Below are 22,210 nucleotides of genomic sequence, written 5' to 3'. Positions count from 1 at the left end.
TTAAAACAGCAGTGACGATGACGTGTCGAACGCGGCACGACGGCGTTTTTCCGCGCTCATCTGCTCAAGCTTGTCGCGATCCACGCAGACCAGGGCGTGCGTCGGGCAGGCTTCCATACAGGCCGGGCCGGCGTCACGGTGGTAGCAGAGGTCGCATTTATTGGCTTCCGCTTTTTCCGCGCGCACGTTCAGCCCCATGCCGCTGTTGCGCACAACCGGACGCACCACGACTTCCATCGCACCGTACGGGCAGGCAACCACACAGGTTTTGCAGCCGATGCAGCGCTCCTGCATCACATGCACGAATCCTTTCTCACGTTTGATGGCCCCGTTTGGGCAGACGTTAGCGCACGGCGCATCCTCACACTGGCGACAGATAGCGGCAGTGGAGATATTCACGCCTTTAATGACGTGGATCCGCGGTAAAAAGGTATCAGGGGTGAGCGATGCGCAATCCTGCTCCGCCTGATGGGAAACCACACACGCCACTTCACAGGTACGGCAGCCAATGCATTTACTGGCATCGGCCATAATAAAACGGTTCATCTGCTTCTCCAGCATTACAGTCCTGCGCGGAGATATACATAAACCGTGCCAATTATTAACCTGTTGATTTTATGCAGTTTATAAAATGAAAGCAGGGCTGTCATCGTCACTTCTGACGATGACAGCTGTCGACATCAGCGGTGAGGCCCGTCAATGACCGAGTCACGCAGGATAAGCTCGCCGGAGAAGGTTTGCTGGTACTTAAACTCACCGCCATCCAGCAGGAAGATCAGGCGGCTAATGGTCTCTTTGATCATCTCCGTCACCGGAATGCGCACGCTGGAGAGCGAGGGGACGATGTAGGGGGCGATGGCCACATCGTCAAAGCCAATCACCGACACGGCATCCGGGGTGGCGATCCCGCACTCGTGCAACTGTTTCATGGCACCAATCGCCATATCGTCATTACTCGCCACCAGCGCCGAAAAGGTTTCACCGCGCGAAAGCAGCTCAGACACCGCCGCCGCACCGCTGGCCGGGTTCCATTTCCCCTGCGCAATCAGCGACGGGCGCAGCGGGATCTGGTGTTGTGCCAGGGCGTCTTTGTAGCCCGAGAGACGCTCAACGCCCGTGGGGGAATCCAGCGAACCGGTGATAAACGCAATCTCCCGGTGCCCTTTCTGAATAAGCTGCGACACGGCGTCCTGGCAGGAGGCTTTATGATCTGACCAGACGCTGTGACTGCTGTTTTTCCGTAAGCGGCGGTTAAGGACCATAATCGGCTGTTCGCATTTCTCAACGATGTCGTCCATCTCATCCACGCTCAGGAAACGCGGGTAAATGATCACCGCGTCACAGCGCATATCGAGCAAATACTGAATGGCCTCGCGCTCTTCATCCGCACTGTGCTTACCGTCCGCCAGGATCAACTGCCGCCCTTTCTCTTCCGTCATGCGGGCGGCGTGAAAGAGCAGTTCGCTAAAATAGACGCCGTGATAAAGGGTGTTGGTGACCACCAGACCCAGCGTCTGGGTACGTTTGGTCGCCAGATTTCGTGCCAGCAAATTCGGGCGATAGCCGCTCTCTTCAATCGCCTGAAACACCCGGTCTTTGGTCTCCTGGCTGACGTAGCCATTGCCCGACAATACCCTGGAAACCGTCGCTTTCGAAACGCCTGCCCGCTTCGCGACTTCAAGCATCGTGGTCATCGTAATCTTCCGTTTGAAACTACCAGGGCGCAGTGTACTGCACTGCAGAAAAATTGTCGCAGCGGCGATATCACGCTTTTTACCCCTCCAGGTGATCATCATCACGAAATGAAAAAATGTACAAAATGTGATCTTGTTTCATTCAAAGAAACTATTGATGATTATGTGGAACCGGTTTCCTACATTTCTCACAACGATAACAGGATTACATCCGATGGCCAAAAATTACGCTGCGCTGGCGAATGACGTTGTCAGCGCGCTCGGCGGCAGAGACAACATCGTCGCCGTCACCCACTGCATGACGCGACTGCGTTTCGTCCTCAAAGACGAAAGCCTCACCGATGCCCCGCGCCTGAAAAGCATTAACGGCGTGCTCGGCGTGGTCCGCAACGACAACCAGTGCCAGGTGATCATTGGCAACACCGTGTCTCAGGCCTACCGCGAAGTGGTAAGCCTGCTGCCCACCGACCTGCAGCCTGCCGTACCGGAAGGCCCGCAGAAAATGACCCTGCGCCGCATCGGTGCCGGGATCCTCGATGCGCTGATCGGCACCATGTCACCGCTGATCCCGGCGATCATCGGCGGTTCAATGGTCAAACTGCTGGCAATGATCCTGGAGATGACCGGCGTCCTGGAAAAAGGGGCACCGACGCTCACCCTTCTGACGCTGATTGGCGATGGCGCGTTCTTCTTCCTGCCGCTGATGGTCGCCGCCTCTGCCGCAGTGAAATTCAAAACCAACATGTCGCTGGCGATTGCCATCGCGGGCGTGCTGGTACACCCGGGCTTTATCGAACTGATGGCGAAAGCCGCACAGGGCGAGCACGTTGAATTCGCCTTTATTCCGGTGACGGCAGTGAAATACACCTACACGGTCATCCCGGCGCTGGTGATGACCTGGTGCCTGTCGTACATCGAACGCTGGGTTGATCGTATTACGCCGGCGGTCACGAAAAACTTCCTTAAACCGATGCTGATCGTTCTGATTGCCGCCCCGCTCGCCATTGTGCTGATAGGGCCGCTCGGGATCTGGATCGGGAGCGCGATTTCAGCGCTGGTCTACACTATTCACGGCTATCTGGGCTGGCTCTCCGTGGCCATTATGGGCGCCCTCTGGCCGCTGCTGGTGATGACCGGGATGCACCGCGTATTTACGCCGACGATCATTCAGACCATTGCCGAGACGGGCAAAGAGGGAATGGTTATGCCGTCGGAAATCGGAGCCAACCTGTCGCTCGGCGGTTCATCGCTGGCGGTGGCGTGGAAAACGAAAAACCCGGAACTGCGCCAGACGGCGCTGGCGGCAGCGGCTTCTGCCATCATGGCAGGCATTTCAGAACCTGCCCTCTATGGTGTGGCGGTACGTCTGAAACGCCCGCTGATTGCGAGCCTTATCAGCGGCTTCATCTGCGGGGCAGTGGCTGGCATAGCCGGTCTTGCCAGCCACTCAATGGCGGCGCCGGGGCTGTTTACCAGCGTACAGTTCTTCGATCCGGCCAACCCAATGACCATCGTCTGGGTATTCGGGGTCATGGCGCTGGCGGTTGTGCTCTCGTTTGTTCTGACCCTGATTTTAGGTTTTGAAGATATCCCGGTCGAAGACGAGGCTGAGAAAGCACGCGCCCTGCAGAGCGCTCCGGTTCAGGCCAAAGCAGCACAAGTCTAAATTTATAGCGAGGTAAAGATGTCTGTTTTTCCACAAGGATTTTTATGGGGCGGCGCGCTTGCCGCCAACCAGAGTGAAGGGGCTTACCGTGAAGGCGGCAAAGGACTGACGACGGTCGATATGATCCCCCACGGCGCGAATCGTCTGGCGGTGAAGGTCGGTAAGGAAAAACGTTTTACGTTGCGTGACGACGAGTTTTACCCGAGCCACGAGGCGATTGATTTTTACCATCGCTACAAAGAAGACATCGCCCTGATGGCGGAGATGGGCTTTACGGTATTTCGTACCTCGATTGCCTGGAGCCGCCTCTACCCGAACGGCGATGAGCCGCTGCCCAATAAAGAGGGGATTGCCTTCTACCGCGCAGTGTTCGAAGAGTGTAAAAAATACAACATCGAACCGTTGGTCACCCTGTGTCATTTCGACGTACCGATGCACCTGGTCACGGAGTATGGATCCTGGCGCAACCGCAAGATGGTCGATTTCTTTGCCCGCTATGCCCGTACCTGTTTCGAAGAATTTAACGGTCTGGTGAAATACTGGCTCACCTTCAACGAAATCAACATCATGCTACACAGCCCGTTCTCCGGCGCGGGGCTGGTGTTTGAAGAGGGTGAGAACGAAGATCAGGTAAAATATCAGGCCGCGCATCACGAACTGGTGGCAAGCGCGCTGGCGACCAAAATCGCCCATGAGGTCAACCCGGAAAACCAGGTCGGCTGTATGCTGGCCGGCGGCAACTTCTACCCCTACTCCTGCAAGCCGGAAGACGTGTGGATGGCGCTGGAGAAAGACCGCGAAAACCTGTTCTTTATCGACGTGCAGGCGCGCGGCAGCTACCCGGCCTATTCTGCCCGCGTGTTCCGCGAAAAAGGGGTGGTGATTGTCAAAGACCCTGGCGACGATGAACTGCTGAAAAACACCGTCGATTTTGTGTCGTTCAGCTATTACGCCTCGCGCTGCGCGTCGGCGGACATGAACGCCAGTAATACCAATGCGGCGAATATCGTGAAATCCCTGCGCAATCCGCACATCCAGGTCAGCGAATGGGGCTGGGGGATCGACCCACTGGGGCTGCGCATCACCATGAACATGATGTACGACCGCTATCAGAAGCCGCTGTTCCTGGTGGAAAACGGCCTCGGCGCGAAAGACGTCATGGATGAACACGGTGAGATTAATGACGACTACCGTATCAGCTACCTGCGCGAACATATTCGTGCGATGGGCGATGCCATAGAAGACGGTGTGCCGCTGATGGGCTACACCACCTGGGGCTGCATTGACCTGGTGGCCGCATCCACGGGCGAGATGAGCAAACGCTACGGGTTTGTCTATGTTGACCGCGACGACGCGGGCAACGGTACGCTGGACAGAACGCGTAAGAAATCGTTCTGGTGGTATAAGAAGGTCATTGCAAGTAACGGCGCGGATCTGGCGTAGCCTGTTGCCCTCGCCCTCTCCCACAGGGCGAGGGAGTGTCCAGGCCGGGTGGAAGCTACCACCACCCGGCACTGCTCACAGTCGGGAAAAACCGCCGTCCTCACGCCATCCGGCAAGCCGGGAGTAAACCTCTTCGACGGCCTCTTTCACCGGCGGCGTCATCGGATAATAAAACCCAACGATGTCCGGCTGAATACCCAGAAACAATACCTCACCCACGTCGTCTTTAATCTGATCGACCAGATAGTTCAGCGGCATATTGTGGGTGGTCATCATAAACATCTCGGCGATGTCATCCGGATCAATCAGGCGGGTTTCCCCCGGATTAAGTCCCATATCGGTTGCATCCACAATCAGCAGCCTGTCCGGGTGCAGCTCACGGATCGCCACCACATCGTTTTCCGGTGCGTTGCCGCCGTCAATAACCACCCATTCGCCCTGCGGATGCGCGGCACACATTTGTGCAAGCAGCGGGCCCGCGCCGTCGTCGCCCATCATGCTGTTGCCGACACACAGTAAAACATCAGTCACGTAATCTCCTCACCATCAGGTAGATGGCACTCTCCTGATGAATATCATGCAGCATGCTGAGCAAAATTTTGCTCCAGGCCTGCTGCTGTGGGGTTTGCACGCTCAGCGCGGCGTCGAAAGCACTGGCGAGCATCGCAATGTGGTTGGCGTCGATAACGATCTCACCGTACTTCGGCACGCCTTCCATTTTGCGGCGCGCCGTACTGCCCTCCTCCAGCGTGGCGATCCACGCCAGATAATCAGGCCACGGGCAGCTTAATGCCGTTTCGAGACAATCTATCACCCCGAGGTGATGCCCAATGGCCAGGCTGTAATAGACCACCTGCTGCGCCGCATCCGGCGTGGCATCGTTCTCATCAATAAACTTACGGCTCAGCTGACTGAACACCACCGTTTCACTCATCGGATACGCGCCTCTTCCACCACCTGATTCAGGTTCGCGACGATCTCATTAAGACGAGGATCGTTTTCCGCCTCCAGCCAGCGCGTGACCTGATGATCGCCCTGGCTCAGCAGACGCAGATAATCGTCGGCAATCTGGCGACCATAGCGATACCCCGCGAGTCGGCGCGCCGTGCGATCGACCTTCACGCGCAGCGGCTGCACCATATCCGGGTGTAGAATTGCGGCAGCCTGGTTGTCGCGCTCACCCGGTTCACGGGCATGTATTTTCTGCTCCAGCAGCCCGAGCGCCATGGCAAAACCGTACAGCGTGGCCGCAGGCGTTGGCGGACAACCGGGAATGTAGACATCCACCGGAACAATTTTATCGGTGCCGCCCCAGACGCAGTACAGGTCATGGAAGATGCCGCCGCTGTTGCCGCAGGCACCGTAAGAGATACAGATTTTTGGATCCGGTGCGGACTGCCAGGCACGTAATGCTGGCGATCTCATGGCACGGGTGACGGCACCGGTAAACAGTAAAATGTCCGCATGACGCGGCGAAGGCACCACTTTAATACCGAAGCGTTCGGCGTCGAACAGGGGCGACAGCGTGGCAAAGATCTCAATCTCACAGCCGTTGCAGCCGCCGCAGTCCACGCGGTACACATAGGCCGAACGTTTAATGTTTTTCAGCAGCGAGGCCTTCATGCTGGCGATGGATTCCTCCACCGTCATCGGCACCGGAATGCCGTTAGCGTCGCGTGGGCCGATCAGGTTTTCCATCAGCTGGCCTCTCTCATATGACGGGTAATATCGATGCGGTCCGACGGCAGCAGGCATTTCTGCCGTTTGCAGTCCGGGCAGGTTTCAAAGCTTTCGCGATGATGCTCCGCGCGGGCATCACCGTTGTGCTGCAACAGCGCGATGGCGTAGTCGATCTCTTTTTGTACGGCAAACGGGCGTTTGCAGACACGGCAGTTGCAGAGCGCGAAACGCGACTGCTGCAGAAAATCCTCTTTCTTCCAGACCGCCAGCTCGTACTCCTGCGAAAGACGGATCGCCACCGTCGGGCAAACCTCCTCGCAGCGGCCGCAGAAAATGCAGCGCCCGAGGTTGAATTGCCAGGCCAGCTCGCCCGTTTTCAGATCGGTTTCCACCGTCAGGGCATTTGACGGGCAGGCGTTAACGCAGGCAGCACAACCGATGCACTGTTGCGGGTTGTGCTCCGGCTTGCCGCGAAAGTTTTTATCGACCGGCATCGGCTCCAGCGGATAGCGACTGGTCACCGTCCCGGTTTTGATCACTTTTTTGATGAAGGTAAACATGTTGACTCCTGCTTATGTGCTGCCTGTGCTCCGCACCCCGGATCTCTCATCAAAAGAGGGTCAGGGTGAGGGCATCAGCCAGCACAAAATCCCCTATTTCAACGGCGAGTTCTTACGCTCGATGCTGTAGCGCTCCAGCTCTTTGTACGGCACCACCTGGCTTTTCTTCTTGCGCACATCCACCACCGTCATGCGGTCGGTGCAGGAGTAGCACGGATCGAGGCTGCCAATGATCAGCGGCGCATCGGATACCGTATTGCCGCGCAGCATGTAGCGCAGGGTTGGCCAGTTGGCGTAGGTTGCCGCACGGCAGCGCCAGCGGTAGAGCTTCTGGTTGTCACCGGTCATGCTCCAGTGGATATCGTCTCCACGCGGGGCTTCGGCAAACCCCAGCGCGAAGCGGTTTGGAATGTAGGTGAAGCCCTCAACCATCAGCGGACCGCCCGGCAGATTATCCAGACCGAAGTCGATCATGTTCAGCGCGGTGAAGACCTCGTTGATACGCACCTTCAGACGCGAAATAACGTCGCAACCCTGCTCGCTGTGCACGGTCATAGGCAGCAGGCCGTAGCCGACGAACGGATGATCGGCGCGGGTATCGCGGGCGTGGCCGCTGGCGCGAACCATGGGGCCAACGTTACTGAAATCGCGGGCGATTTGCGGCTCCAGTCGGCCAATACCGACGGTACGCTGCTCAATGTTCGGCGTGCTGAGCAGCATATCCACCAGCTCCTGAACGTCGCGACGCATCTGCTGCGCCAGTTGGCGGGTCTGGATCATGTCATCTTTCAGCAGATCGCGACGAATCCCGCCGATCAGGTTCAGACCGTATGTTTTACGCGCCCCGGTCAGGATCTCCGCCATCTTCATGGAGGCTTCACGTACGCGGAAAAACTGCATAAAGCCGGAGTCAAAACCGACAAAGTGACAGGCCAGACCGAGGTTCAGCAGGTGCGAGTGCAGACGCTCCACTTCCAGCAGGATGGCGCGGATCATCTGCGCGCGTTCCGGCACCACAATCCCCATGCCGTTCTCCACCGAGGTGGTGTAGGCGGTACTGTGGGCAAACCCGCAGATGCCGCACACGCGGTCAGAGAGGAACGTCACTTCGTTATATCCCATCCGGGTTTCCGCCAGCTTTTCCATACCGCGATGGACGTAGAACAGGCGGTAGTCGGCATCAATAATATTCTCGCCGTCGACAAACAGGCGGAAGTGGCCCGGCTCGTCAGACGTGACGTGCAGCGGGCCTATCGGCACCACATTGTTCTTTTTGCTGCCGAGCTCATTGATGAACGCGTAAGTCTCGCTGTCGGTGGTCGGGGCCGGACGCTGACGGTAATCCATGCTGTCTTTACGCAGGGGATAGAGTTCGTCTGGCCAGTCGTCCGGCAGCACCAGACGGCGCTCATCCGGAAGCCCAACCGGGACCAGACCATACATATCGCGCACTTCACGCTCGCCCCAGACGGCGGCGGGCACGCGCGGGGTGACAGACGGGTATTCCGGTTTGTTGGGATCCACTTCGACACGCACGGTGAGCCAGCACTTCTCGCCCTGCTCCATCGACATCACGTAGTAAACCGCATAGTTTCCGCACAGCTGACGCTCGTCGTTGCCGAACAACACTGACAGCCAGCCACCCTGCTGGTAGTAGAGAAACTCCACCACTTCCGGCAGGTAGTTCACTTTCACGGTCACCGTTATCTGGTCTTTGGTTTGCCAGGACTCCTCCAGCACCACGCCCGGGAAGGCCTGGTGCAACGCGGCGAGATACTGCTGACCTTTCTTTTCTTCAGACATAAAAACTCTCTTTAATCACGCCACCAGCAAGGAGACGAACGCTAAAAATGCAAAACCAAAACCGGCCCAGGTGATGCGCGACGTCGCCACAAAACGCAGACGCGCCATGCTGTTCTCAAACAGGGCAATCACCAGCACGCCGACAAGTAGCTTGAGCGCGGCAACGACCACCGCCAGCACCAGGCCGGCCGCGGAAAAGTGCGTCATCTGCCCCCACGGGAAGAAGACACCGACAAACATCTGCAGCACCACCAGCTGTTTGAGGCTGATGCCCCATTTCAGCACCGCAAAGCCGTAACCGCTGTACTCGGTCAACGGACCTTCCTGCAGCTCCTGCTCCGCTTCCGCGAGGTCGAACGGCAGTTTGCCCATCTCGATAAACGTCGCGAAAGCGCAGGCGCAGAGCGCCAAAAGCAACGGAAGGGAACGGTCCACGGGCCAGTGATACACGGTATGAGTGATAAAGCTGATATGGGTTGACCCCGCGACCTGCGCAGCGACCCACAGGCCGAGCAGCAGGATCGGCTCAACCAGCACGCCGAGCATGGCCTCGCGGCTGGCACCAATCCCGGTAAACGGGCTGCCGGTATCGAGGCCGGCAATCGCGAAGAAGAAGCGCGCGATGGCGAAGAGGTAGATAAGCGTAATGAGATCGCCCAGCACCGGCAGCGGCGATCCGACGGTGACGACCGGTAACGCCGTGGCGATGGTGAGCATGACGCCAGCCAGCACAAACGGTGTCAGGCGAAAGACCCATCCTGCCGCGTCCGGAGAAACGCTCTGACGTCCCATCAGCTTGAACAAATCACGGTACTCCTGGAGTACACCAGGCCCGCGACGGTTATGCATCCGGGCACGCGCCACGCGGCTCACCCCGGAGAGCAACGGCGCCATGGCAAATAGCACCAGCGCCTGAAGTATTGCCAGTAACAGACTCATGTCAGGCTCCTCGTGAAATCACAATCACAACCAGTACCGCCAGCTCGATCAACGCCAGTCGGCGGAACAGCACGGGCACGGCAGCGCTCTGCCAGCCCGGCACCCACCCCACCGGGTTAAGCCAGTCCCGCAGTTTCAGCACCGCGGCAAAGTTCTCTTTGACCGGCATGGCAAAGCCGTGCGCTGTGATCACCATGGATTGCTCGTGTGCGTAACCGCAAGCCCAGGCGGTACCGCGTGCGCGAGAGGAGAGGCGGTCGCGTCTGAAGAACAGCATCAGCACGAACGGCAGCAGCGGCGCGGCAATCAGCAGCAGCGCAATCATCGGCTGGGACACCGTGGTATGCGCCGTGGTGAGCGGCAGAGGAATGGCGTTACCCAGCAGCGGCAGAAGCCACGGGGCGGCCACCCCGCCCGCGATGCAGCACAGCGCCAGCGCGACAACGCTCGCCCCCATCAATGCCGGTGCACAGCAGGCGTTTTCGGCCTCACGCGTGCGCGGTGCACCCAGGAAGGTCACGCCGTAGACTTTAGCCATACACATCACCGCCAGCGCACCGGTTATCGCCAGGCCAACCGCCAGCAGCGGGCCGAGCAACCGGGCGATAAACACCTCGCTCTGACCGAGTGCGAAGAAGGACTGATAGATAACCCACTCGCCGGCAAAGCCGTTCAGCGGCGGCAGCGCAGCCATTGCCATCAGCCCCACCAGCATGCACAGAGAGATAACGGGCATTTTTTTGCCGATGCCGCCGAGTTTTTCGATATCGCGATGACCGGTGCGGAACCAGACGCTACCGGCCCCGAGGAACAGGGTGCTTTTAAACAGGCTGTGGTTGATCAGGTGATACAGGCCGCCGATAAAGCCGGCCGCAATCAGCGCCGGTTGATTGAGCGCCAGCCCGGTAACGCCTGCGCCAATACCCAGCAGGATAATGCCGATGTTCTCAAGGGTGTGGTACGCCAGCAGACGCTGGATATTGTGCTCCATCAGGGCGTACAGGCCGCCGATGAAGGCGGTGATCATCCCGGCGACCAGCAGCACAACGCCCCACCACAGCGGTGGCTGCCCACCGGTGAGCGTTATCGTCAGAATGCCGAACAGACCCACCTTCATGACAACCGTCGAGAAGAGCGCTGCGGCAGGCGCGGAGGCATGTGCATGTGCCTGTGGCACCCAGCCGTGCAGCGGGATAATCCCGGCCAGCAGGCCAAAGCCGATCACGCCAAGGAGCCAGACATCATTCCCCAGCGACTGACCGTTAAGGGCGGAGAAGTCCAGCGTGCCGAAGCGCTGCCACACCAGCCAGCAGGCCAGTGCCAGCAGCAACGTGCCAAGACGCCCCAGCGCAAACCACAGTTTGCCGGAGGTGCTACAGCCCGTAAGGAATACGCCGCACAGCGCCATGATCTCGGCCATCACCACCAGCGCGCCGAGGTTGCTGGCAGTCACGGTACAGACCGCCGCGGCCATCAGCAGATTGACCAGCAGACCGTTGGGCTGAGTGTGCTGATGGCGGTGCCAGTCAATATTAAACAGGCTGATAAACACGCCGCACAGACCAAAGGTCACCAGCCAGATGGCATTCAGCGGCGTAATTTCAACGGTGTGCCGTATCAGCGGCATCACCGCTTCGACAGATTGTCCGCCTGTTAACACGAGGCCACCGGCCACCAGCGTCATCACGCTGCCAACCGCCCCGCCGATACCGGCTATCCAGCCGCTCAGGGTTTTATGGAAAGAGAAGATCAAGGCCAACACAGCGGCGGCGGCAAAATAGGCCACCGCGCTGGTAATCATCATCACCGCGTTCATTTCGCCCCCTCGTTCAGCGCCTGAAGCAGAGAAAGATCGCCGAAATCACTGTTAATGGTCAGCTCACGCTTACGTTTACTGGTGCGAACGATGTCGCGAATATTGACCAGAATCAGCGCCTTCGTCGGGCAGGTGCGCACACAGGCTGGCCCTTGTTCATCAAAGCTGCACAGGTCGCATTTGACCGCAACGGCACGCACGCCGGGAACCCAGTCAAGCAGCGTGCTCACCTTCGCCGGCGCAGGTGGCGCTGGCGGCGCTTTCGGGGAGTTGGCATTCGCCGGGATATGCAGCGGACGGCTGCCGGAAAATTCAATCGCACCGAACGGGCAGGCAATGCCGCACAGTTTGCAGCTCACGCACAGACTTTCATTCAGCTGCACCGCCCCCTCGACACGGGTGATGGCATTAACAGGACAGACTCCCGCGCAGGGGGCATCTTCACAGTGGTGGCAGAGCTGCGGCGCAGACTCATTTTCATTACGCATGACGCGCAGGCGCGGCATGGACTGTAGCCCGTGCTGACGGTGCGTTTCCGAACAGGCCGCCTCACAGGTTCGACAGCCAATACAGACCGTCGAGTCAGCAATTACAAAACGGTTCACCGGGTCATCCTCTGGTGATAGTCATTTTTGACGAAAAACTGTCTTGTCGACACTTCTCGACACGCAATGGTCAGGCCACGTTCGCTGAGGGATTTCCATCCATCAGCTGTTTCAGGTTGACCGGGAGATCGTGTTCAACAGCGGCGTACAGGCCGTTATAAACCGGCGCGATTTTTTCCAGATAGTGCTCCAGCACCTGCTGGCGATCGCGGTTACTGACGTGACCATCGACCATCCCGTCGGCCATCAGCTGCGCCTTCGCAATACACTGTTTTTCACCTTCTTTTGTTTCGACGTAGTACTCGATGGTGTGGCTGTTGAAGGTGTCGGCCAGGGTGACGTTTATCGTGAAATGGCCGAAGAGCACAAAGCGCATATCCCCCTGCGCTGCACAGCTCATGGCGTGGTGAAGACGGGCTTTTGACAGGGTGATGCCCTGAACCAGAGAGTTGCAGTAAAGGTGCCACTGCTCCTGTAACTGCTGATGGCGCTGCGCAATGTAATCCGCTTTTTCGCTAATTTCCCAAATAGTCATAAAAGGTATCCGGTTAATGGAGATAGCGGCTGTTAAGCAGATTCCATGCCAGTTTTTAACAGATTGATTTTTAACTATTTTAATCAAAAGAAGCGTGTCAATCGCGCCGTGTCGACGTGTCATTTCGACAGCATTGACATCGTCACGCCTTAACAAAAATCAAGCTGGCACCGTTATTGCATTATCGGGGCAATTCATTGAGGAGGCGTCATGCACGAAATCACCCTCTGCCAGCGGGCCGTCGAGTTAATTGAACAGCAGGCGCGGGCAAACAATGCGAAACGCGTCACCGGCGTCTGGCTACAGGTCGGGGCCTTTTCCTGCGTTGAAACCAGCGCCCTGACCTTCTGCTTTGAGCTGGTGTGCCGCGGCACGCTGGCGGAAGGCTGTGAACTTCATATTGAAGAACAGCAGGCGGAGTGCTGGTGCGCGCAGTGTCAGCAATACGTCACTCTGCTTTCTTCGAAGGTTCAGCGCTGTCCACAATGCCAGAGCAGCGAGCTTCGCATCGTGGCGGATGACGGCATGCAGATCCAACGTCTCGAAATCGAGAAGGAGTAAAATATGTGTAGTACCTGCGGTTGCGCTGAAGGCAACCTGTATATAGAAGGGGATGAACACCGTCCTCACGCCGCGTTTCGCTCCGCACCCTTTTCACCTGCCCCTCGTCCTGCAGCGGCATTAACCGGTATCACCTTCGCCCCCCGACACTCCGCTGCGGGCGACCTGCATTACGGGCATGGCGTCGCCGGTACCCACGCGCCGGGGCTCAGCCAGCGTCAGATGCTGGAGGTGGAAATCAACGTTCTGGATAAAAACAACCAGATTGCAGCACGCAACCGCGCCCGCTTTGCCACGCGTAAACAGCTGGTCCTGAACCTGGTCTCCAGCCCCGGCTCCGGCAAAACCACGCTGCTGACACAAACGCTCCACCGCCTGAACGGACGCATCTCCTGCGCGGTGATCGAAGGCGATCAGCAGACGGTGAACGACGCCGCGCGTATACGCGAAACCGGCACGCCCGCCATTCAGGTTAATACGGGTAAAGGCTGCCATCTGGATGCACAAATGATTGCCGACGCCACGCCGCGCTTGCCGCTGGCGGACAACGGCATCCTGTTTATTGAGAACGTGGGCAACCTGGTCTGTCCGGCCAGCTTCGATCTCGGTGAGCGACATAAGGTCGCGGTGCTCTCGGTGACCGAAGGTGAAGACAAGCCGCTTAAATATCCGCATATGTTTGCCGCCGCTTCGCTGATGTTGCTGAACAAAGTTGACCTGCTGCCGTACCTGAATTTCGACGTGGACAAATGCATGGCCTATGCCCGTGAAGTGAACCCGGATATTGACATCATGCTGGTGTCCGCCACCCGCGGCGACGGGATGGATGCCTGGCTGAACTGGCTGGAGAGCGAACGATGTGCATAGGCGTCCCCGGACAAATTCACGCCATTGACGGGAATCAGGCCCGCGTTGAGGTGTGTGGCATATTGCGCGACGTCGACCTGACGCTTGTCGGCAGCACCGACGAAACCGGCGCCTCACGCCTCGGTCAGTGGGTGCTGGTGCACGTGGGGTTTGCCATGAGCATCATCAACGAAGCGGAGGCCCGCGACACGCTCGATGCCCTTCAGAATATGTTCGACGTGGAGCCGGACGTCGGGGCATTGCTGTACGGCGAGGAGCGGTAAACCATGCGCTACGTTGATGAATATCGCGCGCCTGAGCAGGTGATGCAGTTGATTGAACATCTGAAAACACGGGCGGCACAGCTGAGCTATACCGCCGAAAAGCCGCTGCGTATTATGGAAGTCTGCGGCGGGCACACGCATGCCATCTTTAAATTTGGCCTCGACCAGCTTCTGCCGGAAAACATCGAGTTTATCCATGGCCCCGGCTGCCCGGTGTGCGTCCTGCCGATGGGACGCATCGACGCCTGCCTTGAGATAGCCCACCAGCCTGACGTGATTTTCTGTACCTTTGGCGATGCGATGCGCGTGCCGGGCAAAAACGGCTCGCTGCTGCAGGCAAAAGCCCAGGGCGCGGATATCAGGATCGTGTACTCGCCGATGGACGCCCTGACGCTGGCCACCCATAACCCCGGTCGCAAGGTCGTCTTTTTCGGGCTTGGTTTTGAAACCACTATGCCCGCCACGGCCATCACGCTGCAGCAGGCCAAAGCCCGCGACATTGATAACTTTTTCTTTTTTTGCCAGCACATTACGCTCATCCCGACGTTACGCAGCCTGCTTGAAGAGCCGGACAACGGAATTGACGCTTTTCTGGCGCCGGGCCATGTCAGCATGGTTATCGGGACGGCGGCCTACGGCTTTATCGCTGAACAGTTCGAACGGCCTTTAGTGGTGGCTGGTTTCGAACCTCTTGATCTACTGCAAGGCGTGACCATGCTGGTTGAGCAGAAAATAGCAGCCCAGAGTGCAGTAGAAAATCAGTACCGCCGTGTCGTCCCCGACAGTGGAAATGTGGTGGCCCAGCAGGCGATAGCCGAGGTATTTAGCGTCGAGGGCGACAGCGAATGGCGTGGACTGGGGCTGATTGCAGAGTCCGGCGTGCGCCTGACGCCAGCCTACCGGTCGTTCGACGCCGAAGCCCACTTCCGCCCGCAGCCGCAACAGGTGTGTGACGACCCGCGGGCCCGCTGTGGCGAAGTGCTCACCGGTAAATGCAAACCCCATCACTGCCCGTTATTTGGCAACACCTGTAACCCGCAAACGGCTTTTGGCGCGCTGATGGTCTCTTCCGAAGGGGCGTGTGCCGCGTGGTATCAGTATCGCAATCAGGAGTCTGAAGCATGAATACGGTTGAAATGGCACACGGCAGCGGCGGCCTGGCGATGCAGCAGCTGATTAACCGTCTGTTTATGGACGCGTTTGATAACCCCTGGCTGGCGGAACAGGAGGATCAGGCCCGCATTGACCTCTCCACCCTGACCGCGCAGGGCGACAGGCTGGCCTTTTCCACCGACAGCTACGTGATTGACCCGCTGTTCTTCCCGGGCGGCGATATCGGCAAGCTCGCGGTCTGCGGCACAGCAAACGACGTGGCCGTCAGCGGCGCTGTTCCGCGCTTTCTCTCCTGCGGCTTTATCCTTGAAGAGGGGCTGCCGATGGAGACGCTCTCTGCGGTCGTCAGCAGCATGGCGCACACGGCACGCGAGGCGGGTATCGCCATCGTCACCGGCGACACCAAAGTGGTCCAGCGTGGCGCAGCCGACAAACTGTTCATCAATACCGCCGGCATGGGGGCGATCCCTGCCGACATTCACTGGGGCGCGCAGCAGCTTGCCGTCGGCGACGTGCTGATCGTCAGCGGATCGCTGGGCTGCCACGGGGCGACGATCCTGAACCTGCGTGAAGGCCTGGGGCTGGACGGAGAATTACGCAGTGATTGCGCGGTACTGACCCCGCTTATCCAGACCCTGCGTTCCCTTCCAGGCGTGAAAGCCCTGCGCGATGCGACCCGCGGCGGGGTTAACGCCGTGGTACATGAGTTCGCGGCACGCTGCGGTCTGGGTATTGAACTCACTGAACGCGCGCTGCCCGTTAAGCCTGCCGTTCGCGGCTTGTGCGAACTCCTCGGGCTCGACCCGCTAAACTTTGCAAATGAAGGCAAGCTGGTCATTGGCGTGGAGCGCGCGGCGGCCGAATCCGTACTTGAACAGCTGCGGGCACATCCTTTCGGGAAAGAGGCCGCGCTGATTGGTGAAGTGGTTGAGCGCAAAGGGGTGCGCCTGACCGGGCTGTATGGCGTCAAGCGGACGCTGGATCTGCCGCACGCGGAACCTTTACCCCGCATTTGCTAGAACCGCGCCAAAAGCGGTCAGCACTGACTTTCTCTTTTTTGCCAGTTTCTATTGGAAAGCAATATGCCGTATACACCGATGAGCGATCTTGGACAGCAGGGCCTGTTTGACATTACGCGCACACTTTTACAGCAGCCCGATCTTGGCGCGCTGAGCGATGCCCTGACGCGGCTGGTCAGGCAATCAGCGCTGGCAGACAGCGCCGCAATTGTGCTCTGGCATAGCGCAAGCCATCGCGCGAGCTACTATTCAACGCGCGACAATGGCAAAGCGTTTGAGTACGAGGATGAAACCTACCTCGCTCATGGTCCTGTCCGGCGTATTCTTTCCCGCCCGGAGGCGCTGCACTGCAATTTTGAGGAATTCCGCGAAGCGTGGCCGATGCTGGCGCAGAGTCAGTTATACCCGCCTTTCGGCCACTACAGCCTGCTGCCACTGGCGGTGGAAGGGCATATCTTCGGCGGCTGCGAGTTTATTCGTAACACCGACCAGCCGTGGAGCGAGGCGGAATACGAGCGTCTGCACACCTTTACCCAGATTGTGGCCGTGGTCGCAGAGCAAATTCAAAGCCGCGTCACCAATAATGTGGATTATGACCTGCTGAGCCGCGAACGTGACAATTTCCGGATTCTGGTGGCCATCACCAACGCGGTGCTTTCGCGCCTCGATATGGATGAGCTGGTCAGCGAAGTCTCAAAAGAGATCCACCACTATTTCAAAATCGACGCCATCAGTATTGCGCTCCGGGGGCACCGGAAAGGCAAGCTGAACATCTACTCCACCCACTATCTTGATGAGGCAAACCCCGCCCACGAACAGAGTGAAGTGGATGAGGCGGGCACGCTCTCTGAGCGGGTATTTAAAAGCAAAGAGATCCTGCTGCTCAACCTCAACGAGCAGGATGCGCTCGCGCCTTATGAGCGGATGCTGTTTAACACCTGGGGGAATAAAATCCAGACGCTGTGCCTGCTGCCGCTGATGTCCGGCAATACTATGCTTGGTGTCCTGAAGCTGGCGCAGTGTGAAGAGGGCGTCTTTACCACCGCCAACCTGAAACTGTTGCGCCAGATTGCCGAGCGTATCTCCATCGCACTGGATAACGCGCTGGCCTATCAGGAGATCCACCGTCTGAAAGAACGGCTGGTGGATGAAAACCTGGCGCTGACGGAACAGCTCAATAACGTGGACAGCGAGTTTGGCGAAATCATCGGCCGCAGCGATGCCATGTACAGCGTGCTGAAACAGGTGGAGATGGTGGCGCAAAGTGACAGTACGGTGCTGATCCTCGGTGAAACCGGCACCGGTAAAGAGCTGATTGCCCGTGCGATCCACAACCTCAGCAACCGTAACAGCCGCCGCATGGTGAAGATGAACTGCGCCGCTATGCCCGCAGGCCTGCTGGAAAGCGATCTCTTTGGCCACGAACGCGGCGCGTTTACCGGTGCCAGCAGCCAGCGCCTGGGCCGTTTCGAGCTGGCGGACAAAAGCTCGTTGTTCCTTGATGAAGTGGGTGACATGCCTCTGGAGTTGCAGCCCAAACTGCTTCGCGTCCTGCAGGAGCAGGAGTTTGAACGTCTTGGCAGTAACAAACTTATCCAGACTGACGTGCGGCTCATTGCCGCCACCAACCGCGATCTGAAAAAAATGGTCGCCGACCGCGAGTTTCGAAGCGACCTCTATTATCGCCTGAACGTCTTCCCAATCTGCTTGCCGCCCCTGCGTGAACGGCCGGAAGATATCCCTCTGCTGGTCAAAGCGTTTACCGCCAAAATAGCCCGCCGGATGGGCCGCAACATCGACAGTATCCCCGCCGAGACGCTACGTACCCTCTCCTCGATGGAGTGGCCGGGTAACGTCCGTGAACTGGAAAACGTCATTGAACGTGCGGTATTGCTGACGCGCGGTAACGTACTGCAACTCTCCCTGCCCGAAGTTTCCCTGCCCGAAACCCCGGTTACAGCCACCGACGTGGCGCAGGAAGGTGAAGACGAATATCAGCTGATCATGCGCGTGCTGAAAGAGACTAACGGTGTCGTGGCCGGACCGAAAGGTGCCGCCCAGCGACTGGGGCTAAAACGCACCACGCTGCTCTCAAGGATGAAGCGTCTGGGGATTGATAAAGAGAGCCTGGTGTAGCGTCATTCTGGCTGAGATCCCGCATGCAGGCGTTGGGATACGGTTGTCAGCGAAGCGCCTGAACGGTTACTTTTTCGGGCGATACTTTTCCGGTAATTCCGGTACCGGGCGACGGTCATCCATCAGGTGGCGTACCGTCAGGATGGGATGACGCCATAACATACGTGGGCCAGTCCAGCACATCACCTGCTTCATCTCTTCGCGCCTGGCAGGCTGATAGCAGTGAACGGGGCACTGTTTACAGGCGGGTTTTTCCTCATCAAAAACGCATTTATCCAGGCGCTTATTGGCATACGCTTTCAGCGCCTGATAATGCCCCTCTTCCTGCGAAGCCTGGGGACACTGTGTTTCATACAGCGCGATCATTTTCGCGATCGTCTCTTTCTCACGTGTAATGCGTTTTCCGGACATAACGGCTCACCAGATAATAAAGTGCATTTATAATACGCCTTTCAGATACTGATTTCAGGTGTTGCATTCTGTTTTCTGAAGGCTGATTCCAGTATTAAGCCCACGCCTGCAGTAAATCACTGGTATTTTATACAGCATCAGGAATGACCCTTGTCCACGTTGTCCGGAGGCCGTATGCACGAGATCGCTATCACCAAATCCTATCGTCATTTGAAAGTGGGGTATTTCAGAAAGCGTCATGAAGACCGTAACACCAAGATACCCAAACGCTACAGCGTGCATGCGGCGCTGAGCTTAAAGGGCGACTGGCTTGAAAAAGCGGGGTTTACCACCCATTCGCAGGTCAGAGTGGGGGTTGAGCATGGAAAAATTGTCATTGAGTTAGTGCAGGAAGGCACCTCGTAATGCCGCGACATTTTTCTGCGCCGTACCTTTTTTTCATGCGACAATAGAAGGAACTAACGGCCACTGAGCCGCCCAAAGCGTATTATTTTCAAAGAAATGGACATCATAACTCCATGAGCACAATCGACAATTTCGACGCACATACGCCGATGATGCAGCAGTACCTGAAGCTGAAAGCACAGCATCCGGAAATCTTGCTGTTCTACCGTATGGGCGATTTTTACGAGCTATTTTATGACGATGCCAGACGTGCGTCGCAGCTGCTCGACATCTCGCTGACCCGGCGTGGCGCATCTGCAGGCGAGCCCATTCCCATGGCCGGTATTCCGCATCACGCGGTAGAAAACTACCTTGCGAAACTGGTGAATCAGGGTGAGTCAGTCGCCATCTGCGAACAGATCGGCGATCCGGCAACATCAAAAGGGCCGGTTGAGCGCAAAGTCGTGCGCATCGTCACGCCTGGTACGATCAGCGACGAAGCCCTGCTGCAGGAGCGTCAGGATAACCTGCTGGCAGCACTGTGGCAGGACGGCAAAGGTTTCGGTTATGCGACGCTGGATATCAGCTCCGGACGTTTTCGTCTGAGCGAACCGGCAGATCGTGAAACGATGGCGGCTGAATTGCAGCGCACGAACCCGGCAGAACTGCTCTATGCCGAAGATTTTGCCGAGATGGCGCTGATTGAAGGCCGCCGCGGTCTGCGCCGTCGTCCGCTGTGGGAGTTCGAAATTGATACCGCGCGCCAGCAGTTGAATCTGCAGTTTGGCACCCGCGATCTGATTGGCTTTGGTGTGGAAAATGCCCCGCGCGGACTGTGTGCCGCGGGTTGCCTGCTGCAGTACGTCAAAGATACCCAGCGCACCACCCTGCCGCATATCCGCTCGATCACGATGGAGCGTCAGCAGGACAGCATCATTATGGATGCCGCGACGCGTCGAAATCTGGAGATCACCCAGAATCTGGCCGGAGGCGTTGAAAACACCCTCGCTTCCGTCCTCGACAGCACGGTGACGCCGATGGGCAGCCGTATGTTAAAACGCTGGCTGCATATGCCCATTCGCGATACCGACACGCTTACCTGTCGTCAGCAGACGATTGCCGCGTTGCAGGATCGCTACAGTGAACTGCAGCCCGTGCTGCGTCAGGTCGGCGATCTGGAGCGTATTCTTGCGCGTCTGGCGCTGCGTACGGCACGTCCGCGCGACCTCGCCCGCATGCGTCACGCCTTCCAGCAGTTGCCGGAATTGCGCAGCTTGCTCGCCGATGTGGATAGCGCGCCGGTGCAGAAACTGCGTGAAACCATGGGTGAATTTAGCGAGCTGCGCGAGCTGCTCGAACGCGCCATTATTGACGCACCTCCGGTTCTGGTGCGTGACGGCGGCGTAATTGCCCCGGGCTACAACGAAGAGCTGGATGAATGGCGTGCGCTGGCCGACGGTGCCACGGACTACCTGGATAAGCTGGAAATTCGCGAGCGCGAACGCCTTGGGCTCGATACCCTCAAAGTGGGCTATAACGCGGTTCACGGTTACTACATTCAGATCAGCCGTGGACAAAGCCATCTGGCCCCCATCCACTACGTGCGCCGCCAGACGCTGAAAAACGCTGAGCGTTACATTATCCCTGAACTGAAAGAGTATGAGGACAAAGTTCTCACCTCGAAAGGCAAGGCGCTGGCGCTGGAGAAACAGCTGTATGAAGAGCTGTTCGACATGCTGATGCCGCACCTTGCAGACCTGCAGTCAAGCGCCAGCGCACTGGCAGAGCTGGACGTGCTGGTCAACCTGGCAGAACGCGCTGAAACGCTGAACTACACCTGCCCGACCTTTACCGATAAACCCGGTATTCGCATCACCGAAGGCCGTCATCCGGTTGTGGAACGGGTGCTGAACGAGCCGTTCATCGCTAACCCGCTAAGCCTGTCGCCGCAGAGAAGAATGCTGATCATTACCGGTCCAAACATGGGCGGTAAAAGTACCTATATGCGCCAGACAGCGCTTATCGCTCTGCTCGCCTATATCGGCAGCTACGTTCCTGCGCAAAAAGTGGAGATTGGCCCTATCGACCGTATCTTTACCCGTGTCGGGGCAGCGGACGATCTGGCCAGCGGCCGCTCAACCTTTATGGTGGAGATGACCGAAACCGCCAATATTCTGCATAACGCGACCGAATACAGCCTGGTATTGATGGATGAAGTCGGGCGCGGAACATCAACCTATGATGGTCTGTCACTGGCATGGGCCTGCGCTGAAAACCTTGCCAATAAGATCAAGGCAATGACGCTGTTCGCAACCCACTATTTCGAGCTGACACAGTTGCCAGAAAAGATGGAAGGCGTGGCAAACGTCCACCTCGATGCGCTGGAACACGGCGATACCATCGCCTTTATGCACACCGTACAGGATGGTGCCGCGAGCAAGAGTTATGGTCTGGCCGTGGCCGCGCTGGCGGGGGTTCCAAAAGAGGTGATCAAACGTGCGCGCCAGAAATTGCGTGAGCTGGAGAGCCTGTCACCGAATGCCGCGGCCACGCAGATTGATGGCACGCAAATGTCGTTACTAGCCCCGGCAGAAGAGACGTCACCGGCCGTTGAGGCACTGGAAAATCTCGATCCGGACTCGCTCACGCCGCGTCAGGCGCTGGAGTGGATTTATCGCCTGAAAAGCCTGGTGTAATCTGCACCCGGTGGCGCAA

At 58.0% G+C, this 22,210-nt stretch carries 22 protein-coding genes; 10 read left to right on the top strand and 12 right to left on the bottom strand.

All coding sequences use genetic code 11. From position 1 onward, the window contains the following. Entirely contained in the window at nucleotides 1-546 is a 546-nt protein-coding gene (gene hydN, locus AM410_RS12265; RefSeq protein ID WP_047743814.1) for an electron transport protein HydN, read from the bottom strand. A 134-nt stretch (nucleotides 547-680) separates the two neighbouring features. Beyond that, nucleotides 681-1,694 carry a LacI family DNA-binding transcriptional regulator gene (locus tag AM410_RS12260; RefSeq protein WP_047956018.1) on the bottom strand — a complete coding sequence of 338 codons (1,014 nt, stop codon included), beginning with the start codon at nucleotides 1,692-1,694 and terminating at the stop codon, nucleotides 681-683. Between the two features lie 214 nt (nucleotides 1,695-1,908). Between AM410_RS12260 and ascF the strand changes: the two genes are divergently transcribed. Together ascF and AM410_RS12250 are read left to right on the top strand one after the other, a co-directional pair. Next, nucleotides 1,909-3,360, top strand: a complete 1,452-nt coding sequence (gene ascF / locus AM410_RS12255) for a PTS cellobiose/arbutin/salicin transporter subunit IIBC (protein ID WP_108647881.1) — start codon at nucleotides 1,909-1,911, stop codon at nucleotides 3,358-3,360. A gap of 18 nt (nucleotides 3,361-3,378) precedes the next feature. Further along, on the top strand, nucleotides 3,379-4,803 hold the full coding sequence (locus AM410_RS12250; protein ID WP_020883838.1) for a 6-phospho-beta-glucosidase: 1,425 nt from the start codon (nucleotides 3,379-3,381) through the stop codon (nucleotides 4,801-4,803). 75 nt (nucleotides 4,804-4,878) lie between these two features. Here AM410_RS12250 and hycI read toward each other — a convergent pair whose 3' ends face one another. From hycI to hycA, 9 genes are all read right to left on the bottom strand, one after another. Further along, nucleotides 4,879-5,334: a hydrogenase maturation peptidase HycI gene (gene hycI / locus AM410_RS12245; protein WP_108647879.1), complete on the bottom strand. Its 456-nt coding sequence runs from the start codon at nucleotides 5,332-5,334 to the stop codon at nucleotides 4,879-4,881. Further along, nucleotides 5,327-5,737 carry a formate hydrogenlyase maturation HycH family protein gene (locus AM410_RS12240; RefSeq protein ID WP_020883837.1) on the bottom strand — a complete coding sequence of 137 codons (411 nt, stop codon included), beginning with the start codon at nucleotides 5,735-5,737 and terminating at the stop codon, nucleotides 5,327-5,329. Before AM410_RS12240 ends, hycI begins: the two co-directional genes overlap by 8 nt. Then, nucleotides 5,734-6,501 (bottom strand): NADH-quinone oxidoreductase subunit B family protein, encoded by a 768-nt coding sequence (locus AM410_RS12235; RefSeq protein WP_014171362.1) that lies wholly within the window; start codon nucleotides 6,499-6,501, stop codon nucleotides 5,734-5,736. Before AM410_RS12235 ends, AM410_RS12240 begins: the two co-directional genes overlap by 4 nt. After that, nucleotides 6,501-7,043, bottom strand: coding sequence for a formate hydrogenlyase complex iron-sulfur subunit (locus AM410_RS12230; protein ID WP_014171363.1), 543 nt, complete (start codon nucleotides 7,041-7,043; stop codon nucleotides 6,501-6,503). Before AM410_RS12230 ends, AM410_RS12235 begins: the two co-directional genes overlap by 1 nt. Nucleotides 7,044-7,136: 93 nt before the next feature. Then, nucleotides 7,137-8,846 (bottom strand): hydrogenase large subunit, encoded by a 1,710-nt coding sequence (locus AM410_RS12225; protein ID WP_014171365.1) that lies wholly within the window; start codon nucleotides 8,844-8,846, stop codon nucleotides 7,137-7,139. A 15-nt stretch (nucleotides 8,847-8,861) separates the two neighbouring features. Beyond that, entirely contained in the window at nucleotides 8,862-9,785 is a 924-nt protein-coding gene (locus AM410_RS12220) for a respiratory chain complex I subunit 1 family protein (RefSeq protein ID WP_014171366.1), read from the bottom strand. Nucleotide 9,786: 1 nt separating this feature from the next. Further along, complete coding sequence (hycC, locus tag AM410_RS12215) at nucleotides 9,787-11,601, bottom strand: formate hydrogenlyase subunit 3 (protein WP_108647878.1); 1,815 nt, start codon at nucleotides 11,599-11,601, stop codon at nucleotides 9,787-9,789. Further along, nucleotides 11,598-12,206, bottom strand: coding sequence for a 4Fe-4S dicluster domain-containing protein (locus AM410_RS12210; RefSeq protein ID WP_108647876.1), 609 nt, complete (start codon nucleotides 12,204-12,206; stop codon nucleotides 11,598-11,600). Before AM410_RS12210 ends, hycC begins: the two co-directional genes overlap by 4 nt. A gap of 70 nt (nucleotides 12,207-12,276) precedes the next feature. Then, on the bottom strand, nucleotides 12,277-12,741 hold the full coding sequence (gene hycA / locus AM410_RS12205) for a formate hydrogenlyase regulator HycA (protein WP_032680403.1): 465 nt from the start codon (nucleotides 12,739-12,741) through the stop codon (nucleotides 12,277-12,279). A 210-nt stretch (nucleotides 12,742-12,951) separates the two neighbouring features. On the opposite strand from hycA, the gene hypA reads away from it, so the two are divergent. The 6 genes from hypA (at nucleotide 12,952) to flhA (ending at nucleotide 18,700) form a co-directional block, all read left to right on the top strand. Next, nucleotides 12,952-13,302, top strand: coding sequence for a hydrogenase maturation nickel metallochaperone HypA (gene hypA, locus AM410_RS12200; RefSeq protein ID WP_014171370.1), 351 nt, complete (start codon nucleotides 12,952-12,954; stop codon nucleotides 13,300-13,302). A gap of 3 nt (nucleotides 13,303-13,305) precedes the next feature. Next, nucleotides 13,306-14,169: a hydrogenase nickel incorporation protein HypB gene (gene hypB, locus AM410_RS12195; RefSeq protein ID WP_063925532.1), complete on the top strand. Its 864-nt coding sequence runs from the start codon at nucleotides 13,306-13,308 to the stop codon at nucleotides 14,167-14,169. After that, nucleotides 14,160-14,432, top strand: a complete 273-nt coding sequence (locus tag AM410_RS12190; RefSeq protein WP_014171373.1) for a HypC/HybG/HupF family hydrogenase formation chaperone — start codon at nucleotides 14,160-14,162, stop codon at nucleotides 14,430-14,432. Before hypB ends, AM410_RS12190 begins: the two co-directional genes overlap by 10 nt. Nucleotides 14,433-14,435: 3 nt before the next feature. After that, the gene (gene hypD / locus AM410_RS12185; protein ID WP_073396494.1) at nucleotides 14,436-15,557 is read left to right on the top strand and encodes a hydrogenase formation protein HypD; all 1,122 of its coding nucleotides are present in this window, start codon (nucleotides 14,436-14,438) and stop codon (nucleotides 15,555-15,557) included. After that, complete coding sequence (gene hypE / locus AM410_RS12180; protein WP_044865615.1) at nucleotides 15,554-16,564, top strand: hydrogenase expression/formation protein HypE; 1,011 nt, start codon at nucleotides 15,554-15,556, stop codon at nucleotides 16,562-16,564. The genes hypD and hypE overlap by 4 nt, the downstream gene beginning before the upstream one ends. A 63-nt stretch (nucleotides 16,565-16,627) precedes the next feature. Beyond that, nucleotides 16,628-18,700, top strand: coding sequence for a formate hydrogenlyase transcriptional activator FlhA (gene flhA / locus AM410_RS12175; protein ID WP_108647874.1), 2,073 nt, complete (start codon nucleotides 16,628-16,630; stop codon nucleotides 18,698-18,700). A 66-nt stretch (nucleotides 18,701-18,766) separates the two neighbouring features. Here flhA and AM410_RS12170 read toward each other — a convergent pair whose 3' ends face one another. After that, nucleotides 18,767-19,111 (bottom strand): nitrous oxide-stimulated promoter family protein, encoded by a 345-nt coding sequence (locus AM410_RS12170; protein ID WP_108647873.1) that lies wholly within the window; start codon nucleotides 19,109-19,111, stop codon nucleotides 18,767-18,769. A gap of 174 nt (nucleotides 19,112-19,285) precedes the next feature. On the opposite strand from AM410_RS12170, the gene AM410_RS12165 reads away from it, so the two are divergent. Both AM410_RS12165 and mutS read left to right on the top strand, forming a co-directional pair. After that, complete coding sequence (locus AM410_RS12165) at nucleotides 19,286-19,516, top strand: SymE family type I addiction module toxin (RefSeq protein WP_020883826.1); 231 nt, start codon at nucleotides 19,286-19,288, stop codon at nucleotides 19,514-19,516. A gap of 113 nt (nucleotides 19,517-19,629) precedes the next feature. Further along, on the top strand, nucleotides 19,630-22,191 hold the full coding sequence (mutS, locus tag AM410_RS12160) for a DNA mismatch repair protein MutS (protein ID WP_014171380.1): 2,562 nt from the start codon (nucleotides 19,630-19,632) through the stop codon (nucleotides 22,189-22,191). Nucleotides 22,192-22,210 lie beyond the last annotated feature (19 nt).

It is taken from the genome of Enterobacter cloacae complex sp. FDA-CDC-AR_0164 (assembly GCF_003071645.1).
Lineage (GTDB): Bacteria > Pseudomonadota > Gammaproteobacteria > Enterobacterales > Enterobacteriaceae > Enterobacter > Enterobacter ludwigii.
Note: the sequence above shows the minus strand (reverse complement) of the source record. Positions and strands in the feature narration are given on the sequence as shown.